Annotated in this window: 14 protein-coding genes; 5 read left to right on the forward strand and 9 right to left on the reverse strand. The window is 68.8% G+C overall.

From position 1 onward, the window contains the following. Nucleotides 1-3: 3 nt before the first annotated feature. Both QNN99_RS13200 and QNN99_RS13205 read right to left on the reverse strand, forming a co-directional pair. On the reverse strand, nt 4-672 hold the full coding sequence (locus tag QNN99_RS13200; protein ID WP_229966917.1) for a DUF5998 family protein: 669 nt from the start codon (nt 670-672) through the stop codon (nt 4-6). A gap of 103 nt (nt 673-775) precedes the next feature. Then, on the reverse strand, nt 776-3490 hold the full coding sequence (locus QNN99_RS13205; RefSeq protein ID WP_229966918.1) for a bifunctional acetate--CoA ligase family protein/GNAT family N-acetyltransferase: 2715 nt from the start codon (nt 3488-3490) through the stop codon (nt 776-778). A gap of 112 nt (nt 3491-3602) precedes the next feature. Between QNN99_RS13205 and QNN99_RS13210 the strand changes: the two genes are divergently transcribed. Then, nucleotides 3603-6128: a DNA gyrase/topoisomerase IV subunit A gene (locus QNN99_RS13210; RefSeq protein WP_229966919.1), complete on the forward strand. Its 2526-nt coding sequence runs from the start codon at nt 3603-3605 to the stop codon at nt 6126-6128. 575 nt (nt 6129-6703) lie between these two features. Here the strand turns inward: QNN99_RS13210 and QNN99_RS13215 are convergent. The 3 genes from QNN99_RS13215 to QNN99_RS13225 form a co-directional block, all read right to left on the reverse strand. Further along, nucleotides 6704-9166, reverse strand: coding sequence for a heavy metal translocating P-type ATPase (locus QNN99_RS13215; RefSeq protein ID WP_229966920.1), 2463 nt, complete (start codon nt 9164-9166; stop codon nt 6704-6706). Between the two features lie 55 nt (nt 9167-9221). After that, nucleotides 9222-9443 (reverse strand): heavy-metal-associated domain-containing protein, encoded by a 222-nt coding sequence (locus QNN99_RS13220; RefSeq protein ID WP_229966921.1) that lies wholly within the window; start codon nt 9441-9443, stop codon nt 9222-9224. 101 nt (nt 9444-9544) lie between these two features. Continuing rightward, on the reverse strand, nt 9545-9946 hold the full coding sequence (locus QNN99_RS13225; protein ID WP_229966922.1) for a metal-sensitive transcriptional regulator: 402 nt from the start codon (nt 9944-9946) through the stop codon (nt 9545-9547). Between the two features lie 134 nt (nt 9947-10080). Between QNN99_RS13225 and QNN99_RS13230 the strand changes: the two genes are divergently transcribed. Then, on the forward strand, nt 10081-10761 hold the full coding sequence (locus tag QNN99_RS13230) for a metal-dependent transcriptional regulator (RefSeq protein WP_229966923.1): 681 nt from the start codon (nt 10081-10083) through the stop codon (nt 10759-10761). Nucleotides 10762-10769: 8 nt separating this feature from the next. Continuing rightward, nucleotides 10770-11357 carry a hypothetical protein gene (locus QNN99_RS13235; protein ID WP_229966924.1) on the forward strand — a complete coding sequence of 196 codons (588 nt, stop codon included), beginning with the start codon at nt 10770-10772 and terminating at the stop codon, nt 11355-11357. A gap of 1 nt (nt 11358) precedes the next feature. Here QNN99_RS13235 and QNN99_RS13240 read toward each other — a convergent pair whose 3' ends face one another. Genes QNN99_RS13240 through QNN99_RS13255 form a run of 4 tightly spaced genes read right to left on the reverse strand, consistent with a single transcriptional unit; the run spans nt 11359 to nt 18570 of the window. Then, entirely contained in the window at nt 11359-12351 is a 993-nt protein-coding gene (locus tag QNN99_RS13240; protein ID WP_229966925.1) for a GNAT family N-acetyltransferase, read from the reverse strand. Between the two features lie 34 nt (nt 12352-12385). Further along, the gene (gene cydD / locus QNN99_RS13245; RefSeq protein WP_229966926.1) at nt 12386-15877 is read right to left on the reverse strand and encodes a thiol reductant ABC exporter subunit CydD; all 3492 of its coding nucleotides are present in this window, start codon (nt 15875-15877) and stop codon (nt 12386-12388) included. Further along, complete coding sequence (gene cydB, locus QNN99_RS13250; RefSeq protein ID WP_229966927.1) at nt 15874-16893, reverse strand: cytochrome d ubiquinol oxidase subunit II; 1020 nt, start codon at nt 16891-16893, stop codon at nt 15874-15876. Before cydB ends, cydD begins: the two co-directional genes overlap by 4 nt. Nucleotides 16894-16929: 36 nt before the next feature. Next, nucleotides 16930-18570 (reverse strand): cytochrome ubiquinol oxidase subunit I, encoded by a 1641-nt coding sequence (locus QNN99_RS13255; RefSeq protein ID WP_229966928.1) that lies wholly within the window; start codon nt 18568-18570, stop codon nt 16930-16932. A gap of 239 nt (nt 18571-18809) precedes the next feature. On the opposite strand from QNN99_RS13255, the gene QNN99_RS13260 reads away from it, so the two are divergent. Beyond that, on the forward strand, nt 18810-19187 hold the full coding sequence (locus tag QNN99_RS13260) for a BlaI/MecI/CopY family transcriptional regulator (protein ID WP_229966929.1): 378 nt from the start codon (nt 18810-18812) through the stop codon (nt 19185-19187). Between the two features lie 29 nt (nt 19188-19216). Next, the gene (locus tag QNN99_RS13265; RefSeq protein ID WP_229966930.1) at nt 19217-20179 is read left to right on the forward strand and encodes a M56 family metallopeptidase; all 963 of its coding nucleotides are present in this window, start codon (nt 19217-19219) and stop codon (nt 20177-20179) included. The last annotated feature ends 13 nt before the right edge of the window (nt 20180-20192 follow it).

Consider the following 20192-nt stretch of genomic DNA (forward strand, 5'->3'; position numbering starts at 1 on the left):
CCCTTACCGCTGGTGGTGGGTGCGGTTGAACCGGCTGCCGATGCCGGGTACGCGCCGGGAGTCCCCGGGCTCCGCCGGCCGCAGATTGACGGTGTCAGTGTTGACCTTGCGCAGGGCGCGGGCGAAATCCTTGGCGTTCTGCACTGCCTGCGCGCCGTCGGCCTCGGCACTGACCCGGAGCACAATGTCCTCCTGGGCGATGGTGCCGGTGTAGCCGTGGTCGGCGTCGCACTGCGGATCGGCGCAGCCGGCCGGTCCCATGTCCAGGCGCTGGCCGCCGGACCAGGCAATGGCCAGGGTGAGCTCGCGGGCCTGGTCCGAGGGCTTGTAGTCCTGCGGCTGGGCATACATGTAGCCCAGGACCACTGAGCGGATCTGGGTGACCGGCACCGATTCGGTGGAGACCTGCGCCATCATCTGCTCACCGGCGTCGTCCAGCTGCTGGTCGTCAACATGGGTGATCACCAGCATGTCCTCGGTCAGCACCAGCACCGTGATGTGGCGGTGCACCTCGGTGCGCTCGAAGTGGGTTTCCAGATGGATGATGTGGGAGAGCGGTTCACGGCCGTCCAGGGCATCGTGGACCACGTCGGCCAAAAGGGTGGGGTAAAAGCCTGCCCGCTCCATGGAAGCGTCAAGGCTGCGGCGTTCAGCGGAAAGTAACGGCGACATGCTTCCAGTTTCCCCCAGAGAGCGCCCCAGTACCTAAATGGCGCGCGGGAGCAATCCGAGTTAGTCCGGCATCTCCCGGTTCCTCCTGGTGCCGCCCGTGTGGCTAGTCCCTCATCGCCCGTCGTGCGCTGTCCGTCCGCTGCTGCGGATTGCCGAGCCGGACGTCGGCGCTGAGGACCGTCACACCCGTGGTGGACACCAGCACGGGGTTGATTTCCAGCAGCGCAATCTCGGGGTGCTCGTCCTTGAGCAGCGCCAGCCGCGAGATCAGGTCTTCCAGCGCAGCCACATGGGCCTTGGGCAACCCCTGATAGCCGAACAGCTTTCCGGAGGCCCGGGGTGCGCGCACCAGGTCCGCGACGTCGGTGTCCGTCAGCGGCGGAATGCCGTGCGCCCAGTCGTCCAGCAGGTTCACCGCATCCCCGGCCAGGCCGAAGGACAGCACCGGCCCCAGCAGCGGATCCTCAATCGCGCGGACCATGCAGCCCTGCCCGGACGGCGCCATGGACTGCACCTCGAGTTCAAAGCTGCCGTAGGGTTCCAGCGCCTGCTTCATCTGCGCGATGTTGGTGAGCAGGTCCTCCGGCGTGGAAATGTTCAGCCGCACGCCGCCCAGGTCCAGCCGGTGCCGCAGGTGCTCGTCCATCGTTTTGATGACCACCGGCCAGCCGAGCGTGTCGGCGGCCGCCACCGCCTCCTCCCCGCTGGTGAAGGGCAGTGACGGCAGCAGTTCCACCCCGTAGAAGCGCAGCAGCCGGGTGGTTTCGTCGGCGGTCAGCCGGGTCAGCCCGTCCCCCGCCACCCGGGTCAGGAGCGTGTCGATGAAGGCGCGGGCGCCGTCGGGATCGGCGCCGGCCGGCTCGATGAAGTGACCGTGGTCGCGGGCGGACCATTCGGTGTACCGGACCAGGGAGGCGAGCGCAGCGACGGCGGCACCGGGGCTGGAGAAACAGGGCAGGCCGGGCTGGCGCCCGTCCTCCCCGGTGCTCCCGGAGCTGCCGGAGCTGCCGGAAGTCAGGATGCCCTCCACGTGGGCGCCCGGGTCCATGATCCCAGTGAACGCGGCAACAACCGGCTTGCCGGTTTCAGCGGCACACTCCTGCAGGCACTGCGCGATCTTCTCCGTCGTCAGCCCCGGCGAGGGCAGCAGGGTTACGACGGCGGCATGCACGGCGTCGTCCGCGAGGGTCTTGGTGACGGTGGCACGCAGCAGCGGCAGGGCCACGCTCATGCCGGCGTCCAGGACGAGGTCGGTCTGCAGGCTGCCCAGCTCCAGGTCCAGGCCGAGAGCCGCGTCCGCGACCACCCGGCCCAGGGCTGCCGAGTTGCTGAACACCGCCAGGGAGCGGCCCGCCGGCAGCGGCTGGCTGACGGCGATCTGCACGACATCCATCAGCTGTTCGTTGGTGTTCACGCGGATGACTCCGGACTGCCGCAGCATGGCGTCCAGCGCCCCGGCCGGCGCCTGCGTGGTCCGCACGGCGTGCCCGGGCGGCAGCTGCAGCCCGGTGACGTCGGATTTGGCGACGATCACGGGTTTGGAGGTGGCCAGCCGCCGGGCGATGCGGGAAAACTTGCGCGGGTTGCCCACGGACTCCAGGTACATGCCCACCACCCGGGTGTCGGTGTCGTCCTCCCAGTACTGCATGGCATCGTTGCCGGAGACGTCGGCGCGGTTGCCGGCGGAGATGGTCGAGGACAGGCCCAGCCCGCGCCGCTGTGCCGCGGCGTAGAGCAGGACCCCGATGCCCGCGGACTGGCTGAAGAGGCCCAGCCCTCCCCTGGCCGGCATCGCCGGAGCCATGGAGGCGTTCAGGGAGACGTCGGGGCGGGTGTTGATCAGGCCCAGCGACGCCGGACCGACCACGCGCATGCCGTTGGCCCGGGCGTGCCGCACCAGGCGGCGCTGCCGGGCCAGGCCGCGTTCGCCGTCGTTCGCGAAGCCTGCAGTGGCAACCAGCAGTTCCTTGACCCCGGCGCGGGCGCATTCCTCGGCGACGCCGAGCACCTGGTCGTAGGGCACCGCAATGATGGCCAGCTGCACCGGTTCCGGCACGTCGGCGATCCGGGCGTGGCAGACCATGCCCGCCAGTTCGAAGGCTTCCGGGTTGACGGCGTAGACGGAGCCGGTGAATCCGCCTTCAATGATGTGTTCCAGCAGCTGGTAGCCCACGGTGCCCCATTCGCGGCTGGCACCGATGACGGCCACTGAGGACGGGGAGAGCAGATCGGCGACGCTGCGGGCCTCGGCGCGGTGTTCGCGCGCTTCCATGACGGCCCGGGACTTGTCAGTGGGGTCGATGTTGAAGTCCAGCGCGATCACGCCGTCGTCGAAGTGCCGGCGGACCTCGTAGCCGGCGTCGGCGAAGACGCCGATCATCTTGCGGTTCTCGGGGAGCACCTCGGCGGAGAACCGGCGGATGCCGTTTTCCCGCGCCGCGGCCGCCAGGTGTTCCAGCAGGATCGAGCCCAGGCCGCGGCCCTGGTGCCCGTCCGAGATGTTGAACGCCACTTCGGCTTCGGTGGGGTCGTCGAGCCGGTCGTAGCGGCCGATCCCGATGATTTCGGCTCCGATGGTGATGACGAACGCCACGCGGTCCCGGTAGTCCACGTTGGTGAACCGGGCCAGCTCCTTGTTGCTGAGCTTGGCCTTGTAGGTGAAGAACCGCAGATAGATCGAGCTCTGCGACTGCTTCATGTGGAACTCCTGCAGGGCCGGCGCATCGGCCGGTGTCACCGGTCTCAAATGCCCGGTGCCGCCGTCCCGCAACACCACGTCAGCTTCCCAATATTCGGGGTAATGTCCCTGCTCCGCCATAGACTCAGAGTAGTGGGAAAATTTCTCCGCTGTCTGCAGGGCGCATCGGCCGCCGCGCCGCCGCATCCTGCACACCCGTTATCCCCTACCAATGCAAGGACCCGACAACAGCATGGCCCGGCGCCAAACCGTCTCCAAAACCGCACCCGGCGAGATCATCGCCGAGAACATCATCGACATTGATGTCACCACCGAGATGGAAGGTTCCTTCCTCGAGTACGCGTACTCGGTGATTTATTCGCGCGCCCTTCCCGATGCCCGGGACGGCCTCAAGCCCGTCCAGCGGCGCATCCTGTACATGATGGCGGACATGGGCCTGCGCCCGGACCGCGGCCATGTGAAGTCCGCCCGGGTGGTGGGCGAGGTGATGGGCAAGCTCCATCCCCACGGCGACTCCGCCATCTACGACGCCATGGTCCGCATGGCCCAGAGCTGGGCGCTGCGCCTGCCGCTGATCGACGGGCACGGCAACTTCGGCTCGCTCGACGACGGCCCCGCCGCAGCGCGGTACACGGAGGCGCGCCTCGCCGCGCCGGCACTGACGCTGACGGATCATCTGGACGAAGACGTGGTGGACTTCGTTCCCAACTACGACAACCAGCTGATGCAGCCCGAAGTGCTGCCCGCCGCGTTCCCCAACCTGCTGGTCAACGGCGCCGCGGGCATCGCCGTGGGCATGGCCACCAACATGGCCCCGCACAACCTCGGCGAGGTCATTGCCGCCACGCAGCATCTGATCGCGAACCCCGACGCCACGCTCGACGAGCTGATGCGCTTCATCCCCGGCCCCGACCTGCCCAGCGGCGGGCGGATCGTGGGCCTGGACGGCATCCGCGACGCCTATGCCTCCGGCCGCGGTTCCTTCAAGACCCGGGCCAAGGTGGAGGTGGAACAGCTGACCGCCCGCCGCACCGGCCTGGTGGTCACCGAGCTGCCGTACATGGTGGGCCCGGAAAAGGTCATCGAGAAAATCAAGGACGCGGTGACGTCCAAGAAGCTGCAGGGCGTCTCGGACATCGTGGACCTCACGGACCGCAGCCACGGCCTGCGCCTGGTCATTGAGCTGAAGAACGGCTTCAATCCCAACGCGGTGCTGGCCCAGCTGTACAAGTACACCCCCATGGAAGATTCCTTCGGGATCAACAACGTCACCCTGGTGGACGGCCAGCCCCGGACCCTGGGCCTGGTGGAACTGCTGCAGGTCTATGTGGCGCACCGGCTCGGTGTCGTCCGCCGGCGCACGGCGTACCGGCTGCGCAAGAAGCAGGACCGGCTGCACCTGGTCGAGGGCCTGCTCATTGCGATCGTGGACATTGACGAGGTCATCCAGATCATCCGTTCCTCGGACGAGACGGCCCAGGCGCGCGAACGCCTCATGGCCATCTATGACCTGACCGAGATCCAGGCCAACCACATCCTGGAGCTGCGGCTGCGCCAGCTCACCAAGTACTCGCGCCTGGAACTGGAGAAGGAAAAGGACGAGCTGCTGCTGGCCATTAAGGAGCTGCAGGCGATCCTCGACTCCGAGCCGCGGCTGCGCTCCCTGGTCTCCGATGAGCTCGGCGAGGTTGCCGCGAAGTACGCCACTCCGCGCCGGACGGTGCTGCTGGAGTCGGAGGCCTCCTCTCCCCTGAAGGGCGCCGCTGCTGCTCCCGCCGTTACCGGCAAGGGGGCCAAGGCCGCACTGCCGCTGGAGATTGCCGATGATCCGTGCTGGGTCATCCTCACCACCTCGGGGCAGCTCGCCCGGACCGCCAATCAGGAGCCGCTCACCGAAGCGGGACAGCGGGTGCGGCACGATGTGTTCCGCTCGGTCGTGAAGACCACCGCGCGCGGCGAGATCGGGGCGCTCACGTCGTCGGGCCGGATGATCCGCGTTCAGGTGCTGGACATGCCTGCCCTCCCGCCGACGTCGGGCCTGCCGAACATGGCCGGCGGGGTGCCGGTCAAGGACTTCATGACCCTGACCAAGGGCGAAAAGCTGATCGGGCTGGTGCCGCTGAACGAGATCGTGGCCCTGGGCACGCGCAACGGCATCGTGAAGCGGGTCAACCCCGACTATCCGCTGAACCGCGACGATTGGGAAGCCATCACGCTCAAGCCCAAGGACGAGGTGGTGGGTGTGGGCGTGGCGCCGCAGGACACCGATGAACTGGTGTTTGTCACCGAGCAGGCCCAGCTGCTGCGCTTCAGCGCCGCGCAGGTCCGGCCGCAGGGCCGCACCGCCGGCGGGGTGGCCGGCATTAAGCTCGGCGCCGATGACCGGGTGCTGTTCTTCGGTGTGGTGGCGCAGAACGATCCGGCCGCCGTCGTCGTCACCGTCTCCACCGGCAGCGAGACCATCCCGGGCACGCCCGGCGGGTCGGTGAAGGTGACCGAATTTGCCGAGTATCCGGTGAAGGGGCGCGCCACCGGCGGCGTGCGTGCGCACCGGTTCCTGAAGGGCGAGGACGCGCTCGTGGTGGCCTGGGCCGGGCACGGTCCGGCGAAGGCCGCGGCCGCCAACGGCGTGGCCCGGGCGCTGCCCACCGAGCACGGGCGGCGGGACGGCTCCGGCATTCCGCTGACCAACCCGGTGGACCAGGTGGGGCCGAGCAACACACCCGTCGAGCCGGGCGAGGATCCGGCGGCCGGCTGACGTTCCGGCGGCTGCCGGAGCGGCGGCTGGCCGGGGCTGCGGCTGGGCAAGGCCGTCCGGACGCTCCCGGATTCAAGTCACCAGCTATGGCGGGTTTGAGCACGCCGGGGGCACCGAAAGTGCAGCTATGGCGGGTTTGAGCAGGCCGGGGGCACCGAGAGCGCAGCTGTGGCGGCCAAAACGCCGATCAAGTCGCCAGACGTGCACTCTCGACGGCCGGCGCTGCCCGTATCTCACCAGACGTGTACTTTCGACGCTGCCGAGGCGCCGAGAGTGCAGCTATGGCGACTTCAGCGCGACTTTTGCCCGCCAGATCTGCACACTGGATGAACGCAAACCCACCGGATCTGCCCACTCGGTGTGTCCGGGCAATCTCTCGTGCAGATAATGCGGTCTGCAGAAATCTCTCGTGCAGATCAGGGCGTCAAAATGCCCGAAATGCGGCCCTTGAATGCATTATCTGCACGAAGGACTCTCGGGGAGGGCATTATCTGCACGAAGGATTCCCAGAGAGTGCATCACGAGAGAGGCCGGGCAGCCCGCAACGGACTGCCCGGCCCCTGCCGTTCCCGCAGCTACCGGTGCTGGTTCGCGGGAAGGTGCTGCCGGCCGAAGCTGCGCAGCCGCAGCGAGTTCCCGACCACGAGCACGGAGCTGGCGGCCATCGCGGCGCCGGCGATCATCGGATTGAGCAGGCCCAGCGCCGCCACGGGAATGCCGACCGCGTTGTAGAAGAAGGCCCAGAACAGGTTGGTCTTGATCGTGCGCAGCGTGCGCCGGGACAGTTCGATGGCGGTGGCCACCTGGCCCAGGTCGTTGCCCATCACGGTCAGGTCCGCGGCGTCGATGGCGACGTCGGTGCCCGAGCCCATCGCAATGCCCAGGTCCGCCTGCGCCAGGGCCGGGGCGTCGTTCACGCCGTCGCCGGCCATCGCCACGGTGGCCCCCTGCGCCTGGAACCGCTTGATGGCCTCCACCTTGCCCGCCGGACGGACGTCGGCGAGGACGTCTTCGGGAGCAATGCCGACGGCGTCGGCCACGCGGGCGGCCACCACGGCGTTGTCGCCGGTCAGCAGCACCGGCCGCAGGCCCAGGGCCCGCAGCCGCGCGATGGCGGCCGCCGATCCGGGCTTGAGGTTGTCCCGCAGGCTGATGATTCCGGCGGCGCGGCCGTCCACCGCCACCAGGATCGCCGTGGAGCCGGCGTCCTGCTCCGCGCGGAGCAGAGTCGCAGCGTCCGCGGGCAGGGAAATGCCGTTCTCCTCCAGCCAGCCGGGGCGGCCGGCCACGACGGCGTGCCCCTCCACGGTGCCCCGCACACCGCCGCCCGGTGCGGAATCAAACCCGGTCACCGCAGGCAGCCGGCCGGTCAGAGCGGAAGACTGGCCGACGGAGGCGGCCGCCTTTTGCGCCGCACCGGCGATGGCGACGGCGATGGGGTGCTCCCCCGCCGCCTCCACGGCTCCGGCGAGCCGCAGCAGCTCGGCGGCGGCGGCATCCGGGCCCGCCGGCACCGAGATCCCGGCACCGGCTGTTGCGAAGGCCAGGGTCCGCACCACTGAGAGCCGGCCGTCGGTGACCGTTCCGGTCTTGTCCAGCACGATGGTGTCCACGGTCCGCGTGTCCTCAAGCACCTGCGGGCCCTTGATCAGGATGCCCAGCTGGGCGCCGCGTCCGGTACCGGTCAGCAGGCCCACCGGAGTCGCCAGGCCCAGGGCACACGGGCAGGCGATCACCAGCACCGCGACGGCGGCGGTGAACGCCGCCTGCACATCGCCGGTAAAGAGCAGCCACAGGACGAAGGCCAGCACGGCGACGCCCAGCACGATGGGGACAAAAACGGCGCTGATCCGGTCGGCCAGCCGGGCAATCGGAGCCTTCCCGGACTGCGCTTCGCTGACCATCCGTCCCATCTGGGCCAGGGTGGTTTCGCTGCCGACCCGGGTGGCCCGCACCAGCAGCCGGCCGGAGGTGTTCACGGTGGCACCGGTAACGGAATCCCCCGGGCCCACGTCCACCGGCACTGACTCGCCGGTGATCAGGGAGGCATCGACGGCGGAGCGGCCGTCCGCGACCACGCCGTCGGCAGCGATCTTCTCACCCGGGCGGACCACGATGATGTCTCCGACCTGCAAACGGTCCGCGGGAACCCGGACTTCGGCACCGTTGCGCAGCACCGTGGCATCCTTGGCGCCCAGGCTGAGCAGCGCCTTCAGGGCGTCACCGGCACGGGCCTTTGCATTGGCTTCCAGGTAGCGGCCCAGCAGCAGGAACGTGACCACCACGGCGGCCACTTCAAAGTAGAGGTTGGCATGCGCGGGCTCAGGCAGACCGTCCATGCCTGTCATGCCTGCCATGCCGGCGTGCGCGGTGAGGGCCGGGTCCGCGAGGAGGGTCGCCAGGGAGAACAGGTAGGAGGCTATGACGCCCAGGGACACCAGGGTGTCCATTGTCGAGGCGAAGTGCCGGGCGTTGATGGCCGCGGCCCGGTGGAATGGCCAGGCGGACCAGGTGACCACCGGCAGCGACAGGACCGCGGCAACCCAGCCCCAATTGCTGAACTGCAGGGCGGGGACCATCGATACGAGGAAGACCGGAAGGGTGAGCGCGGCGGCCAGGATCAGCCGCGGACGCAGGCTGGCGGCGGTTCCGCCGTGGGCCATATGGTCCACGGCCCCGCCGTCGTGCATGCCGGCGGGGGCGCCTTCGTGCGCTTCGTGCGCATCCGCACCGGGCCCGGAGTGCGGATCTGCCGCATGGTTCGCCGGGCCGGCGGCCACCCGTGTTGCGCCCGCCGGGCGGACCAGGCGCGCCCTGTAGCCGGCCGAGTCGACGGTCTGCACGATCTGCTCATCGGTCACGCCCTCCGGCACCGTCACTCGCGCGGATTCCAGCGGAAGGTTGACAGTGGCCTCAACGCCGTCGAGCTTGCCGAGTTTGCGTTCCACCCGGGCAACACAGGAAGCGCAGGTCATGCCCTCGATCTTGAGGTCGATGACCCGCGGCTGCGGCTGCTGAAGCAGTTCTTCGGTACTCATGACAACTGTCCTTCCAGGGGAATTGCGGTGAGGGGCCGGACGGCGGGCCCTGCGGTTAGGCGGAAGCTTCCACCACGAGGTAGCCGGCCTCCGCGACGGCCTCACCCAGCTCCTCGGGTGCAAGGGCGCGGTGCGAGGTGACGACGACGGTCGAGATGCCTCCGGCATTCAGGTCAACGCTGACGCTGTCGACGCCGTCAAGGGCAGTAAGTTCCTCGGTGACGGATGAGGCGCAGTGCCCGCAGGTCATGCCGGAGACGTTCAGTGTGGTTTCCATGGTGTTCCTCTGTTCGCTGGTTGCTGGTGGTTCGACGTGCCGTTGATCTTTCATGTGCGGCCGATGTTTCGTGTGCGGCTGAGCGGCTTTTGCTTGGCGTCCTAGCGCAGCAGCCGGCCGATGGCGTCTGTGGCCTCCTGGACCTTTTCCTGCACCAGTCCCGGATTGCCGGTGGCGTCGGCCTCGCGGGCCGCGTCGACCACGCAGTGCGAGATGTGGTCCTGGACGAGCCCCAGGCTGACGGCGTGCAGCGCCTTATTGATCGCTGCGACCTGGGTCAGGACGTCGATGCAGTATTTGTCTTCCTCGACCATCCGGGCAATGCCGCGGACCTGCCCCTCGATGCGGCGGAGCCGCTTGAGGTACGCCTCTTTGTCGCTGGCGTACCCGTGCGTGCCCGCGTGCGGGTCCGCAGGTGAGGGTGCCTGAACCGCGGAGACCGTTTCGGAGCCGTCATCCTGATGGCCACGCGCCGGCTGGGCATGTTCGGTTGTTGCGCTCATGGCTGCTCCCTTGCTGTTCGATCTCCAGCAAAATATACCCCCAAGGGGTATGTCGTCAAGTACCCCCTGGGGGTATTGACGTTGTGGTGTGCGCCGGGATCGGTTCCCGCTGGGGGTTCACGTAGGGTGGAGGGGTGGGTACCAATCAGCTTTCAGCCGCATCCGAGGACTATCTCAAGGTCATTTGGACCGCCCAGGAATGGACCGACGAGCCGGTCACCGTGTCGGCGCTGTCCGCGCATGTGGGCAATTCGCCGTCGTCGGTCTCCGAGGCCGTGAAGAAACTGACGGCTCAGGGCCTGCTGACCCACGCGCGCTACGGTTCCATCACGCTGACCGACGCCGGAACCCGCGAGGCGGTGGCCATGGTGCGCCGGCACCGGCTGATCGAGACGTTTTTGGTGGAGTATCTGGACTACGGCTGGGACGAGGTGCACGACGAAGCCGAACACCTGGAGCACGCGGTCTCCGACAAGATGGTGAACGCCCTGGACCGGCGGCTGGGCCATCCCGTCCGGGATCCGCACGGTGATCCCATTCCGTCCCGGGACGGCAGTTTTCCGCCGCTGGCCGCGGTCCGGCTGAGCGCGTGCGACGCCGGCACGGAGGCCACGATTGCCCGGGTGTCGGACATCGACCCGGAGCTGCTGCGTTATCTGGCCGGGCTCGGACTGCATCTGGACGTGCGGGTGCGGGTGCTGCAGCGCCAGGCCTACGCCGGCACCCTGACGCTGGCAGCCAACGGAGAGCAGTTCGAACTGGGGCTCCCCGCCGCCCAATCCATCTGGGTGCTGCCCTCCCCCGCCGAGGCATAGCAGCCGCGATGGATTCCGCCCGGTTGCAGCTGTGGTGGCTTCCGGTCGGGGCGGGCGGCCACGTCGTGGTCCACACCAGCAGATGCTGGGAACTTTTCCATGCCCTGGTGAACCGCCGCCCGCCGCAGCCGCTGTTTCACAGCGCCCTTATCGTGGTGCTGGATGAGGTGGAGTTCGTCATCGAAATGTCTCCGGTCTGGGGCCGGCACGACCCCTCGCGGGGCGTGGTGGTCACCGGACCCGTGGGCCTGCCGTTCCTGGGCCGCTCCCGGCTTTTCCGCTACGAGGTCCGCTGCTGGCCGCACGGAATCCTTCCCGACCGCCGGCATGCAGCCGGCAAGCCGGTCGAGTTCACCCTGACGGCCGACGCCGCGTCCGCCTTGCTGGACCGCGTGGCGGCGGTGCCGCCGCACACGTGGGGACGCGAGGTGTCCGGCTCCACTGACATGTGGAATTCCAACTCGCTGTGTTCCTGGCTGCTGACGGGCGCCGGGATCGACGCCGGCGCCCTCCATCCTCCCAACGGCGGCAGGGCGCCGGGGTGGGCCGCCGGCATTGCCGCTTTCCGGACCGGCCAAGCACCCGGACCGCGCTAACCTACGGCAGCAACTGCAGGTCGAAAAAGACCTCGCGGTAGGTCGGCACGTAGCCGAGACGCTCGTAGAGGCCCAGGGCACCGGAGGGGTTTTCAGTATCGACGCCCAGCCCGGCGCGCTCCATGCCCGAGGCCTTGTACCGGCGCATGGCCTCGCCGAGCATGGCCGGAGCGAGGCCCAGTCCCCGCCAGTTCCTGCGCACGCCCAGCAGTTCGGTGTAGCCCTCGGTGTAGCCGTGCCGGTTTTTGCCCTCGGGATCGTAGGAGGCGATGTTGTAGCCGGCGATTTCCCCCGCCGCGGTGTCCATCACCACGAAGGTCCAGTCCGGCCGGAAATGCGGATGTTCGACGTTGTGCTGCCAGCGTTCGACGTCGCGCTCCTCGCTGCCCCAATGGTCCCGGAACACTTCGTTGTGCGCCTGGCGCAGGGCCTCGGAAATGCCGGCGTTGAAGGTGACGTACTCCAGCCCCTGCGGCAGCGGAACGTCGGGAATCCCGTCCTCCAGCGGCCGGGTCATCTCGGTGAAGTAGCGCACCACCCGTGCTCCGGCAGCATGGAAGAGCGCCACGTGCGAGGCGTTGTCCTCTTCCGCCATGAACCGCAGCAGGCCGGCCTCGTGCCCGGTTTCCAGCAGCCGCTCGCGGGCCCGCTGCTGCTGCCAGCGCAGCAGGGCGGTGCCGATCCCGCGCCTGCGCCACTGCGGGTCCACTCCCCCGGCACCGTGGATCTTGTCCGACCCCTCGGTCCGGACCAGGTACCCGTAGGCACGCGGGACCCCGTCCCGGTCCAGTCCCAGCAGGGTGTCCCGCGCCGGGTTGTCGGCGCTCGAGGCCAGCGTGTGTTCCAGGTCGGCGCGCTGGTCCACGTAGCCCGGCTTGTCCACCGCGGCAATGCGCCGAATCAGCTCCAGCCAGCCGTCGAGGTCGTCTGCGGTGATCGCCCGCCAGCGCAGGCCGGTGGTGGGAGCTGGAATTTCAGGAGGCGCGGTAGTCATTTTTCCAGCTTAAGACACCGGACCCGGGCGCTTCCTACGCCTGTGATCCGGCGCACACGGGTTCGCCCAGGGCCAGGCTCCGGTCACACCACGCGGCGTCGGCCGGATTGTGGGTCACGACAACCACTGATTTGCCGCGCAGCCCGACGGTGAGGTCGGCCATCAACTGCTCCCCCGCCTCCGCATCCAGGTGAGCGGTGGGTTCATCCAGCAGGACGACGTCGGCCTCCGTGAGGAGGGCGCGCGCGACGGCGAGCCGCTGGCGCTGGCCGCCGGAGAGGAAGTGCCCGCCGCCGCCCACACGGGTGTCCAGTCCGTCCGGAAGCCCGGACAGGAAGGGCCCCAGTCCGACGGCGTCCAGCACCGCAGTCATTTCCGCGTCGCCGGGAGCCTGCCGGCGGTCGCGGGCCAGCAGCAGATTGCCGCGCAGAGTGGAGTCGAACAGGTGCGCCTCCTGCGGGCACCAGGCCATCCGCCGCGCGGCCGGAGGCAGATCGGCGGCAGGGATGCCGTTGATTCGGAAGGATCCTTCCTGCGGAACCAGGAACCCGAGCAGGACTCCAAGCAGAGTGGACTTTCCGCTGCCGGACGGCCCCGTGACTGCCAACCAGCTGCCGCGGTACAGATCCAGGTCCAGATCCTCGAAGACGGGACGGGTTTGGCCCGGATAGCTGTAGCTGATGCCGCGCAGCTCGACGGCATCCACGTTCCGGAGGTTCGCCTCCCGGTGTTCAGCGCCGGCGGAGGTGTCCGGTTCGGCGTCGAGTCCGTCCAGGGGCTCGACCTCGTCGGTGCCCAGGTCCGGCAGCACCTTGTCGCCCAGCGTCCGCCAGGCAGAGAACTGCTGGATGGATCCGTTGACGGCGATAAAGGCTTCGATCAGGGCCAGCTGCATGAGCACGACGACGGCGGCCACGGTCGCGGGCGCCGACTCGGCCAGCGTGAGCATGTACAGCGCGCCGAGGGAGCAGGCCAGGGCCGTGAGGGCATTGGCAAGGCCCTGCGCCCAGGCACTGCGCCGGACCGCGGCCGAGGCCCGGGCATCAAGCTCCTGCTGCCGGGCAAAGACCGCTGCGGCGCTGCTGTTGGCCTGCAGATCCGGAGCCGCGGAGAGCAGGCGGGCCATGGCCGCCATGGACCGGGACTGCAGCCGGACGGTGGCGGCGCGGGCGGCGGCGTCGGCGGCGTGGGCCAGCAGCGGGGCGGCAATCAGGCCCACCACGCAGACGCCGATCTGGGCGGGCAGTGCTTCGGGCAGCAGCAGGCCGGTGGCGATGCAGGCGGCCACGGCAGTGAGGAATCCGGTCAGCGGTGCGAAAACGACGCGCGGTGCGATGTCGCGCAGTTCGTCAACGTCCCCGACCAGCCGCTCCAGGGCGCCGCCCCCGCGGGCCAGCCGGCGCCACCCCTCGGGTCGCTGCAGCAGCCCGTTCCACAGCCGGATGCGAATCGAGTTGGTGGCGCGGAAGACGGCGTCGTGCAGGCGCAGCCGCTCTAGGTACCGCAGGACGGACCGCCCGATGCCGAAGAACCGCACCCCGACAATCGCCGTGAGCAGCAGCAGGATCGGCGGCTGTTCGTGGGCGCGGACAATCAGCCAGCCGGACAGGGAGGTCAGGGCAACGGCAAAGAGCGTGGCGCCGGTGCCCAGGAACAGGGCCAGCAGGAACTGCCGGCTCCAGGGACGCAGGACCAGGAGGTTCTTCCACAGCGACTGGTGCACCGGATGGGTCCCGGTATCGGCCAGCTCGTCCCGCCAGCGGGCAGGCGCGGGCACGGCGTCGTGCGCGGAGCCGGCGGACCCGGCGAAACCGGCGGAACTGTCGCCGTCGGCGGTGGCGGTGGAGGTGGCGGTGGCGGACCGGGCTCCAGTGCCGGCACCGGAGCCACCCGCGAGGGGGGAAGCTGCCGGCCCGTCCGGAAGGTCCGCCGCGCCCACCGGAATTCGGCGGTCGGCGATGGAGGCGGCGGCGGAGTCGTGGGCCACCAGCAGCACGGTCACGGAGCCGCGCAGGCGCTCGAGGGCACGGATCACGGCGGCTGCGCTGCGGGCGTCCAGGTGCGCGGTGGGCTCGTCGGCGAGCAGCAGGCGCACCTGAGGCTGGCAGGCGATCCGGGCCAGGGCACGGGCGACGGCGACGCGGCGCTGCTCGCCCGGGCTGAGGTCGGCGGTGGGGGTGTCCAGCAGGTGCAGGGAGTCGATCGCGGCCAGGGCCTCAACGGCTGCCCGCCGTCCCTCGTCCGCAGTTCCGAGCCCCGAGTAGAGGGCGATCTCGGCTGCCGCGGTGTCCTCCACCAGCACGGGGTGCTGGGGAATCCAGGCGATGCCGGCGCGGTCCACGCCGCTGACGGTGCCCTCGAGCGTGGTGTCGCCGCCGCTGCGGCGCAGCCCGGCAAGTGCCTCCAGCACCGAGGTTTTGCCGGTGCCGCTGGGCCCGGTCAGGGCAGCGATGCTGCCGGCGGGCACGGTGAAGCTGAGGTTCGATACGGCCGGCCGGGGCCGGCCGGCGTACCGGATGGTCAGCCCGGCAACGGTCAGGCCGGTTCCGGGAGCGGCAGCCGCGGCGGCGTGCTCGGGCACCAGCGGCACGGCGGCGGGAGCCTCCAGGACGGAGTTGGTGCGGTTGAGCGCTTCGAGGCCGTCCTCGCTGGCATGGTGGGCGGTGCCGAGGTCGCGCAGCGGCTGATAGCACTCCGGTGCCAGGATCAGCGCCAGCAGGCCCAGTTCCAGCGACATGGATCCGTTGACCAGGCGCACGCCGATCACCACGGCCACGAGTGCCACGGAAATGGTGGCAATCAGTTCCAGCGCCAGGGAGGACAGGAACGCCACCCGCAGGGTTTCCAGCGTGCGGACGCGGTAGCGGTCGGCGACGTCGCGCAGCGCGCGGGCCTGGGCCCGGGCGCGGCCCAGGCCCACCAGAACCGGCAGGCCCTTGGCCAGCTCCAGCATGTTGTCGGAGAGCCGGTTGAGCGCGTCGACGGCGGCGGCGGTCTTGTCGCCGGTGTGCAGGCCGATCAGGATCATGAAGACCGGAATCAGCGGCACGGTCAGGACCACCACGAGCGCGCTGAGCCAGTCGGCGGACAGAATGCGCAGCCCCACCAGCAGCGGTACGACGGCGCACGTCACCAGGGCGGGCAGGTACTTGGCGTAGTAGTTGTCCAGGCCGTCCAGGCCGCGGGTGATCAGGACGCTCAGCGCGCCGCTGCCCATCCCCGGTACGTTCCCGCCGTCGTCGAGCGCGCGGGAGGTGAGGGAAGCGCGCAGCTCCTCCTTGACCCCTGCCGCGGCCCGCTGGGACACGGTCTCGGTGCCCCAGACCGCGAGGGAGCGCAGCACCGCGCCGGCGACGCCGTTGGCCAGCACCCAGCGCCAGTCCGGCCCGCCGGCGGCCAGCCCGGCCACGCCCGCGGCAATGCCGGTGGCGAGCAGCACCAGGCCGGCCGCCTTGACGGCGGCCAGCAGCCCCAGGAGATACAGCGCCCGCCGGCTGGCGGCGCTGACCGGAAGCACCGGCTTCACTGGGCATTCACCGTGTGGGCAGCCGGGATCGCCTCAGCCGTGATGCGCTTGCGGAACACCCAGTAGGTCCAGCCCTGGTAGAGCACCACCAGGGGCAGTCCGAAGAGCGACACCCAGGAGATCACGGTCAGCGTGTAATCAGAGGACGAGGCGTTGTCGACGGTCAGGTTCCAGGCCGGATCCAGCGTCGAGGGCAGGACATTCGGGTAGAGCGAGGCGAAGATCGTGAACACGCCCGCCACCAGGAACAGGCCCATGTAGATGAAGCTCCAGCCGTCCCGGGCGCGGCGGGCCATTGTCCAGGACAGCACCACGGCGACCACGGCAATGACCAGCGGAATCAGGGTCAGGGCCTTGCCGTTCTGCACCTGCACCACAATCGCCCAGACCGCCATGGGCAGCACGCCCAGCGGCAGCCAGCGCACGACGGCGCGGCGGGCCCGCACCTCGATGTCGCCGCGGGTCTTCAGGGCCAGGAACACGCAGGCGTGGACCAGGCAGAACGCCACGACGGCCAGGCCGCCCAGCACCGCGTAGCCGTTGAACCAGGCAAACGCTCCGCCGAGCCGGTCGCCGTTCGCGTTCAGCGGCAGGCCGGTGGTGGTCAGCGCCAGGGCGGCGCCGACGCCGAAGGCGGAGACGAAGGAGCCCAGGGCCATGCCCCAGTCCCAGCGGCTGCGCCACCGGTCATCGTTGTGCTTGCCGCGGTATTCGATGGACACGGCCCGGAAAATCAGGCCGAGCAGGACAAAGACCAGCGGAATGTAGAGCGCCGAAAACAGCGCGGCGTACCAGAGCGGGAAGGTGGCAAAGGTCATGGCTCCGGCGGTGATGAGCCACACTTCGTTGCCGTCCCAGACCGGGCCGATGGTGTTGAGCATGACCCGGCGGTCCTTCTCGCTGCGGCCCATGAGCTTCATGAGCATGCCGACACCGAGGTCGAATCCCTCCAGGAAGAGGTATCCGGTCCACAGGAAGGCCAGGACGATGAACCATAGGGTGGGTAGCGAGATCACTTCTGTGCTCCAGACTGCTGAGTGGGCAAAGCCGGGTTAGTACGCAAAGCCGAGGACGTCGTCGGGCTGCTTGGTCCTGCCGCCGGAGGATCCGCCGGGGCCGTCACTGCCGGTTCCGTCGTCGCTGCCGGCCGAGTCCAGGCCGCCGGAAGAGCCGCCGTCGTTTCCGTGCAGGAGTTCGGGCATGGCCGAGGGCACGCCGCCGCGGGTGTACTTGAACAGCAGCCTCACTTCCACGATGAGCAGCGCCAGGTAGACGACCACGAACGCGCAGAGCGAGAAGATCAGCTCCGCCCGGGACACCCCGGGTGACACGGCGGCTGCGGTGAACATGAACACCTGGTCGATGCCGGTGAAGCTCGGGTTGGGCGCCACGACAAAGGGCTGGCGGCCCATCTCCGTGAAGATCCAGCCGGCGCTGTTGGCGCCGAAGGGGGCCAGGATGCCGAAGACCGCCAGGCGCATGAGCCACCTGGGCTGCGGCACGGTCCCCTTGCGGGTCATCCAGAGGGCAGCCGCTGCCGCTGCCGCTGCGATGCCGCCGAAGCCGATCATGAGCCGGAAGCCCCAGTAGGTCACTGACATGACCGGCAGGTAATCGACCTCGGTGCCGGCCTGTTCCCCGTACTTGGGGTCATCCGGGATGTGCGTGCCGTACGCCTCCTGGTACTCCGGGATCAGGGTGTTGACCCCCTTGACGTTCGTGGTGAAGTCCCCGTTCGCCAGGAAGGAGAGCACACCCGGAACCTCGATCACGGCGGTGACGTCATCGCAGTTTTCCGCTCCGACGTCGCCGATGGAGAGGATCGAGAACGATGTACCGTCGTGGCAGGCCGCTTCCGCGGCTGCCATCTTCATGGGCTGCTGGTCAAACATCAGCTTGCCCTGCAGGTCACCGGTGACGGCGGTGCCGGCGAAGGACACCATGGCAATCACGGCGCCGATGCGCAGGGACTTGATCCAGACGCTGTGGTCGGTTGTGTCGCGGCCGGTTTCCGGGCGCGAACCAATGGTCACGCTGCCGTCCTCGTTGACGGTGTCGATGCCGTCCCTGCGCCGCTTCCAGAGGTGGAACCAGGCGATGCCCAGCAGGAAGCCGCCGGCCACGGACAGGGCGGCGGTGATCTGGTGCGGGAAGGCCACAAGCAGGGTGTTGTTGGTCAGCACCGCCCAGATGTCGTTCAGGACCGGCCGGCCGTCCACCATTTCCACGCCGACGGGGTGCTGCATCCAGGAGTTGGCGGCCAGGATGAAGTAGGCCGAGAGCACCGAGGCCAGCGTCGCGATCCAGATGGAGGCGAGGTGGATTTTCTTCGGCAACCGGTTCCAGCCAAAGATCCACAGGCCGAGGAAAACTGATTCGGTGAAGAACGCCAGGAGTGCTTCCAGGGCCAGCGGGGCGCCGAAGACGTCTCCGACGAAGCGGCTGTATTCGCTCCAGGCCATGCCGAACTGGAACTCCTGCACCAGCCCGGTGGCCACGCCCATGATGAAGTTGATCAGGAAGAGCTTGCCCCAAAACTTGGTCATCCGCAGGTATTCGTCTTTCCCCGTGCGGACCCACATGGTCTGCAGAGTGGCGACCACCAGCCCCAGGCCGATGGTCAGCGGCACCATGAGGAAGTGGTAGACGGTGGTGATGCCGAACTGCCAGCGGGCAATGTCGAGTGCTTCCAAGGGAGGTTTCCTTTAGTCGAACCAGGAGTTCTACAGAGCGTAGAAGATCATTCCGCTGTCGATCCTAGAACACTTCCGAAATGTTTTCTACGTGACGTAGAACCATGGCCGAAAACCCTGTACATTTAGAGGCACCACACCTCCTCGGCGCCGGGTCCGCAGTGCTGCAGCTGATACCTGAGCCCAGCGGCCCCGCGGCGAACAGTGGAGGGTTTTTTGATTTAAAGGACGGGATGTAAATGGCTACCCTGGGCGAGCTGGAACGGGCAACGATGGACCTCCTGTGGGAGTCTCCGGAGGCAGCCAGCGCAAACGAACTGCGCGAAAAACTGGCCGAGGTCAATCCCGAGGCAGGCACGGGCACCGGCAAGGGGCTGGCGGTAACGACCATCCTGACGGTGCTCTCACGGCTGGAAAAGAAGGGCCTGGTGGTACGGGAGCGGAACATCCGTCCGCACCGCTACCGCGCCATCACGTCAAAGGCCGAGCACACGGCCGAACTGATGCACGAAGTCCTCGGCTCGGTGAGTGACCGGGAAGCCGTCCTGGCCCGGTTCATCGGCTCCGTCTCGGTCACTGAGGCCGAGACGCTGCGCCGGCTTCTCGGCGGCAACTGATCCGGTAGCGGCAGCCACTTCGCACCGCGGTGTTTTGGGCCTCGTATTGCCTCGCTGCGCTGGCCCTCGTGCTGGCGTGGCCGGTTCCCATTGCCCTGTCCCGGGCCAAATGGCCCGCCCGCGCCCCTTTCACGGCCATGGTGCTTTGGCAGGCGATTGCGCTGGCCGGCGGTCTGTCGATGATCGGAGCGATGCTCACCTGGGGCCTTGAGCCCATTGGGGATAATCTCATCTCCGCCCTGGGCGGGCTGTGGAACATCCTGCTGGCCCGCGCGCCGGCCACCACACTCGGCCTGGTGCACGTCTTCGCCCTGAGCGCCGCCCTGCTGCTGAGCGCCCATCTGATTTTTACCCTGCTGCTGACCTATTACCGGATCCGGCGCGGCCGCAACCGGCACCGCGACATGCTTACGCTGCTGAGTTCGCCGTCCGCCACCCGGCCCGCGACCGTGGTCATCAACCATCCCACCCCGGTGGCCTATTGCCTTCCGGGCGGGGCGCGTTCCGTCACCGTTCTCTCGGACGGACTGTTGGAGATGCTCTCGGACGAGGAACTCTCGGCGGTCCTCATTCACGAGAAAGCCCACCTGTCCCAGCACCACCACCTGCTGCTCTGGGCTTTCGCAGCGTGGCGCGCCGCGCTGCCGTGGCTGCCGACCTCCCAGCTGGCCCAGCAGTCGGTCAACGAGCTGATCGAAATGCTGGCCGACGACGAGGCCCTGCGTGCCGTTCCGCCCGAGACACTGGTCCGGGCCGTGGCGATCGTGGGAACCGGCGCGCAGCCCGAAGGAAGACTGCACGCTGAACCCCGGGGCGCTCCCCTGCTGGCCAGCCCGGACGAGCAGGAACAGCTGGGCACCGTCCGGCGGCTCAGCCGGCTGCTGACACCCCTGCCGCCGCTGCCGGCCTGGCAGCGCACTGCCGTGCTTGTCCTTTCCGGACTGCTGCTGGCCGTTCCCACGGCACTGCTGGTGGCCCCGGGAATGCTCTAGGCGTCGGGAATGC

Source organism: Arthrobacter sp. zg.Y820 (assembly GCF_030125555.1).
Taxonomy (GTDB): domain Bacteria; phylum Actinomycetota; class Actinomycetes; order Actinomycetales; family Micrococcaceae; genus Arthrobacter_B.

Coding starts and splice junctions, on each gene's coding strand:
- QNN99_RS13240 (WP_229966925.1), bottom strand. CDS start 12,351: ATGACTACCGCGCCTCCTGAAATTCCAGCTCCCACCACCGGCCTGCGC.
- QNN99_RS13210 (WP_229966919.1), top strand. CDS start 3,603: ATGGCCCGGCGCCAAACCGTCTCCAAAACCGCACCCGGCGAGATCATC.
- QNN99_RS13200 (WP_229966917.1), bottom strand. CDS start 672: ATGTCGCCGTTACTTTCCGCTGAACGCCGCAGCCTTGACGCTTCCATG.
- QNN99_RS13260 (WP_229966929.1), top strand. CDS start 18,810: ATGGCTACCCTGGGCGAGCTGGAACGGGCAACGATGGACCTCCTGTGG.
- QNN99_RS13225 (WP_229966922.1), bottom strand. CDS start 9,946: ATGAGCGCAACAACCGAACATGCCCAGCCGGCGCGTGGCCATCAGGAT.
- QNN99_RS13215 (WP_229966920.1), bottom strand. CDS start 9,166: ATGAGTACCGAAGAACTGCTTCAGCAGCCGCAGCCGCGGGTCATCGAC.
- QNN99_RS13235 (WP_229966924.1), top strand. CDS start 10,770: ATGGATTCCGCCCGGTTGCAGCTGTGGTGGCTTCCGGTCGGGGCGGGC.
- QNN99_RS13220 (WP_229966921.1), bottom strand. CDS start 9,443: ATGGAAACCACACTGAACGTCTCCGGCATGACCTGCGGGCACTGCGCC.
- QNN99_RS13205 (WP_229966918.1), bottom strand. CDS start 3,490: ATGGCGGAGCAGGGACATTACCCCGAATATTGGGAAGCTGACGTGGTG.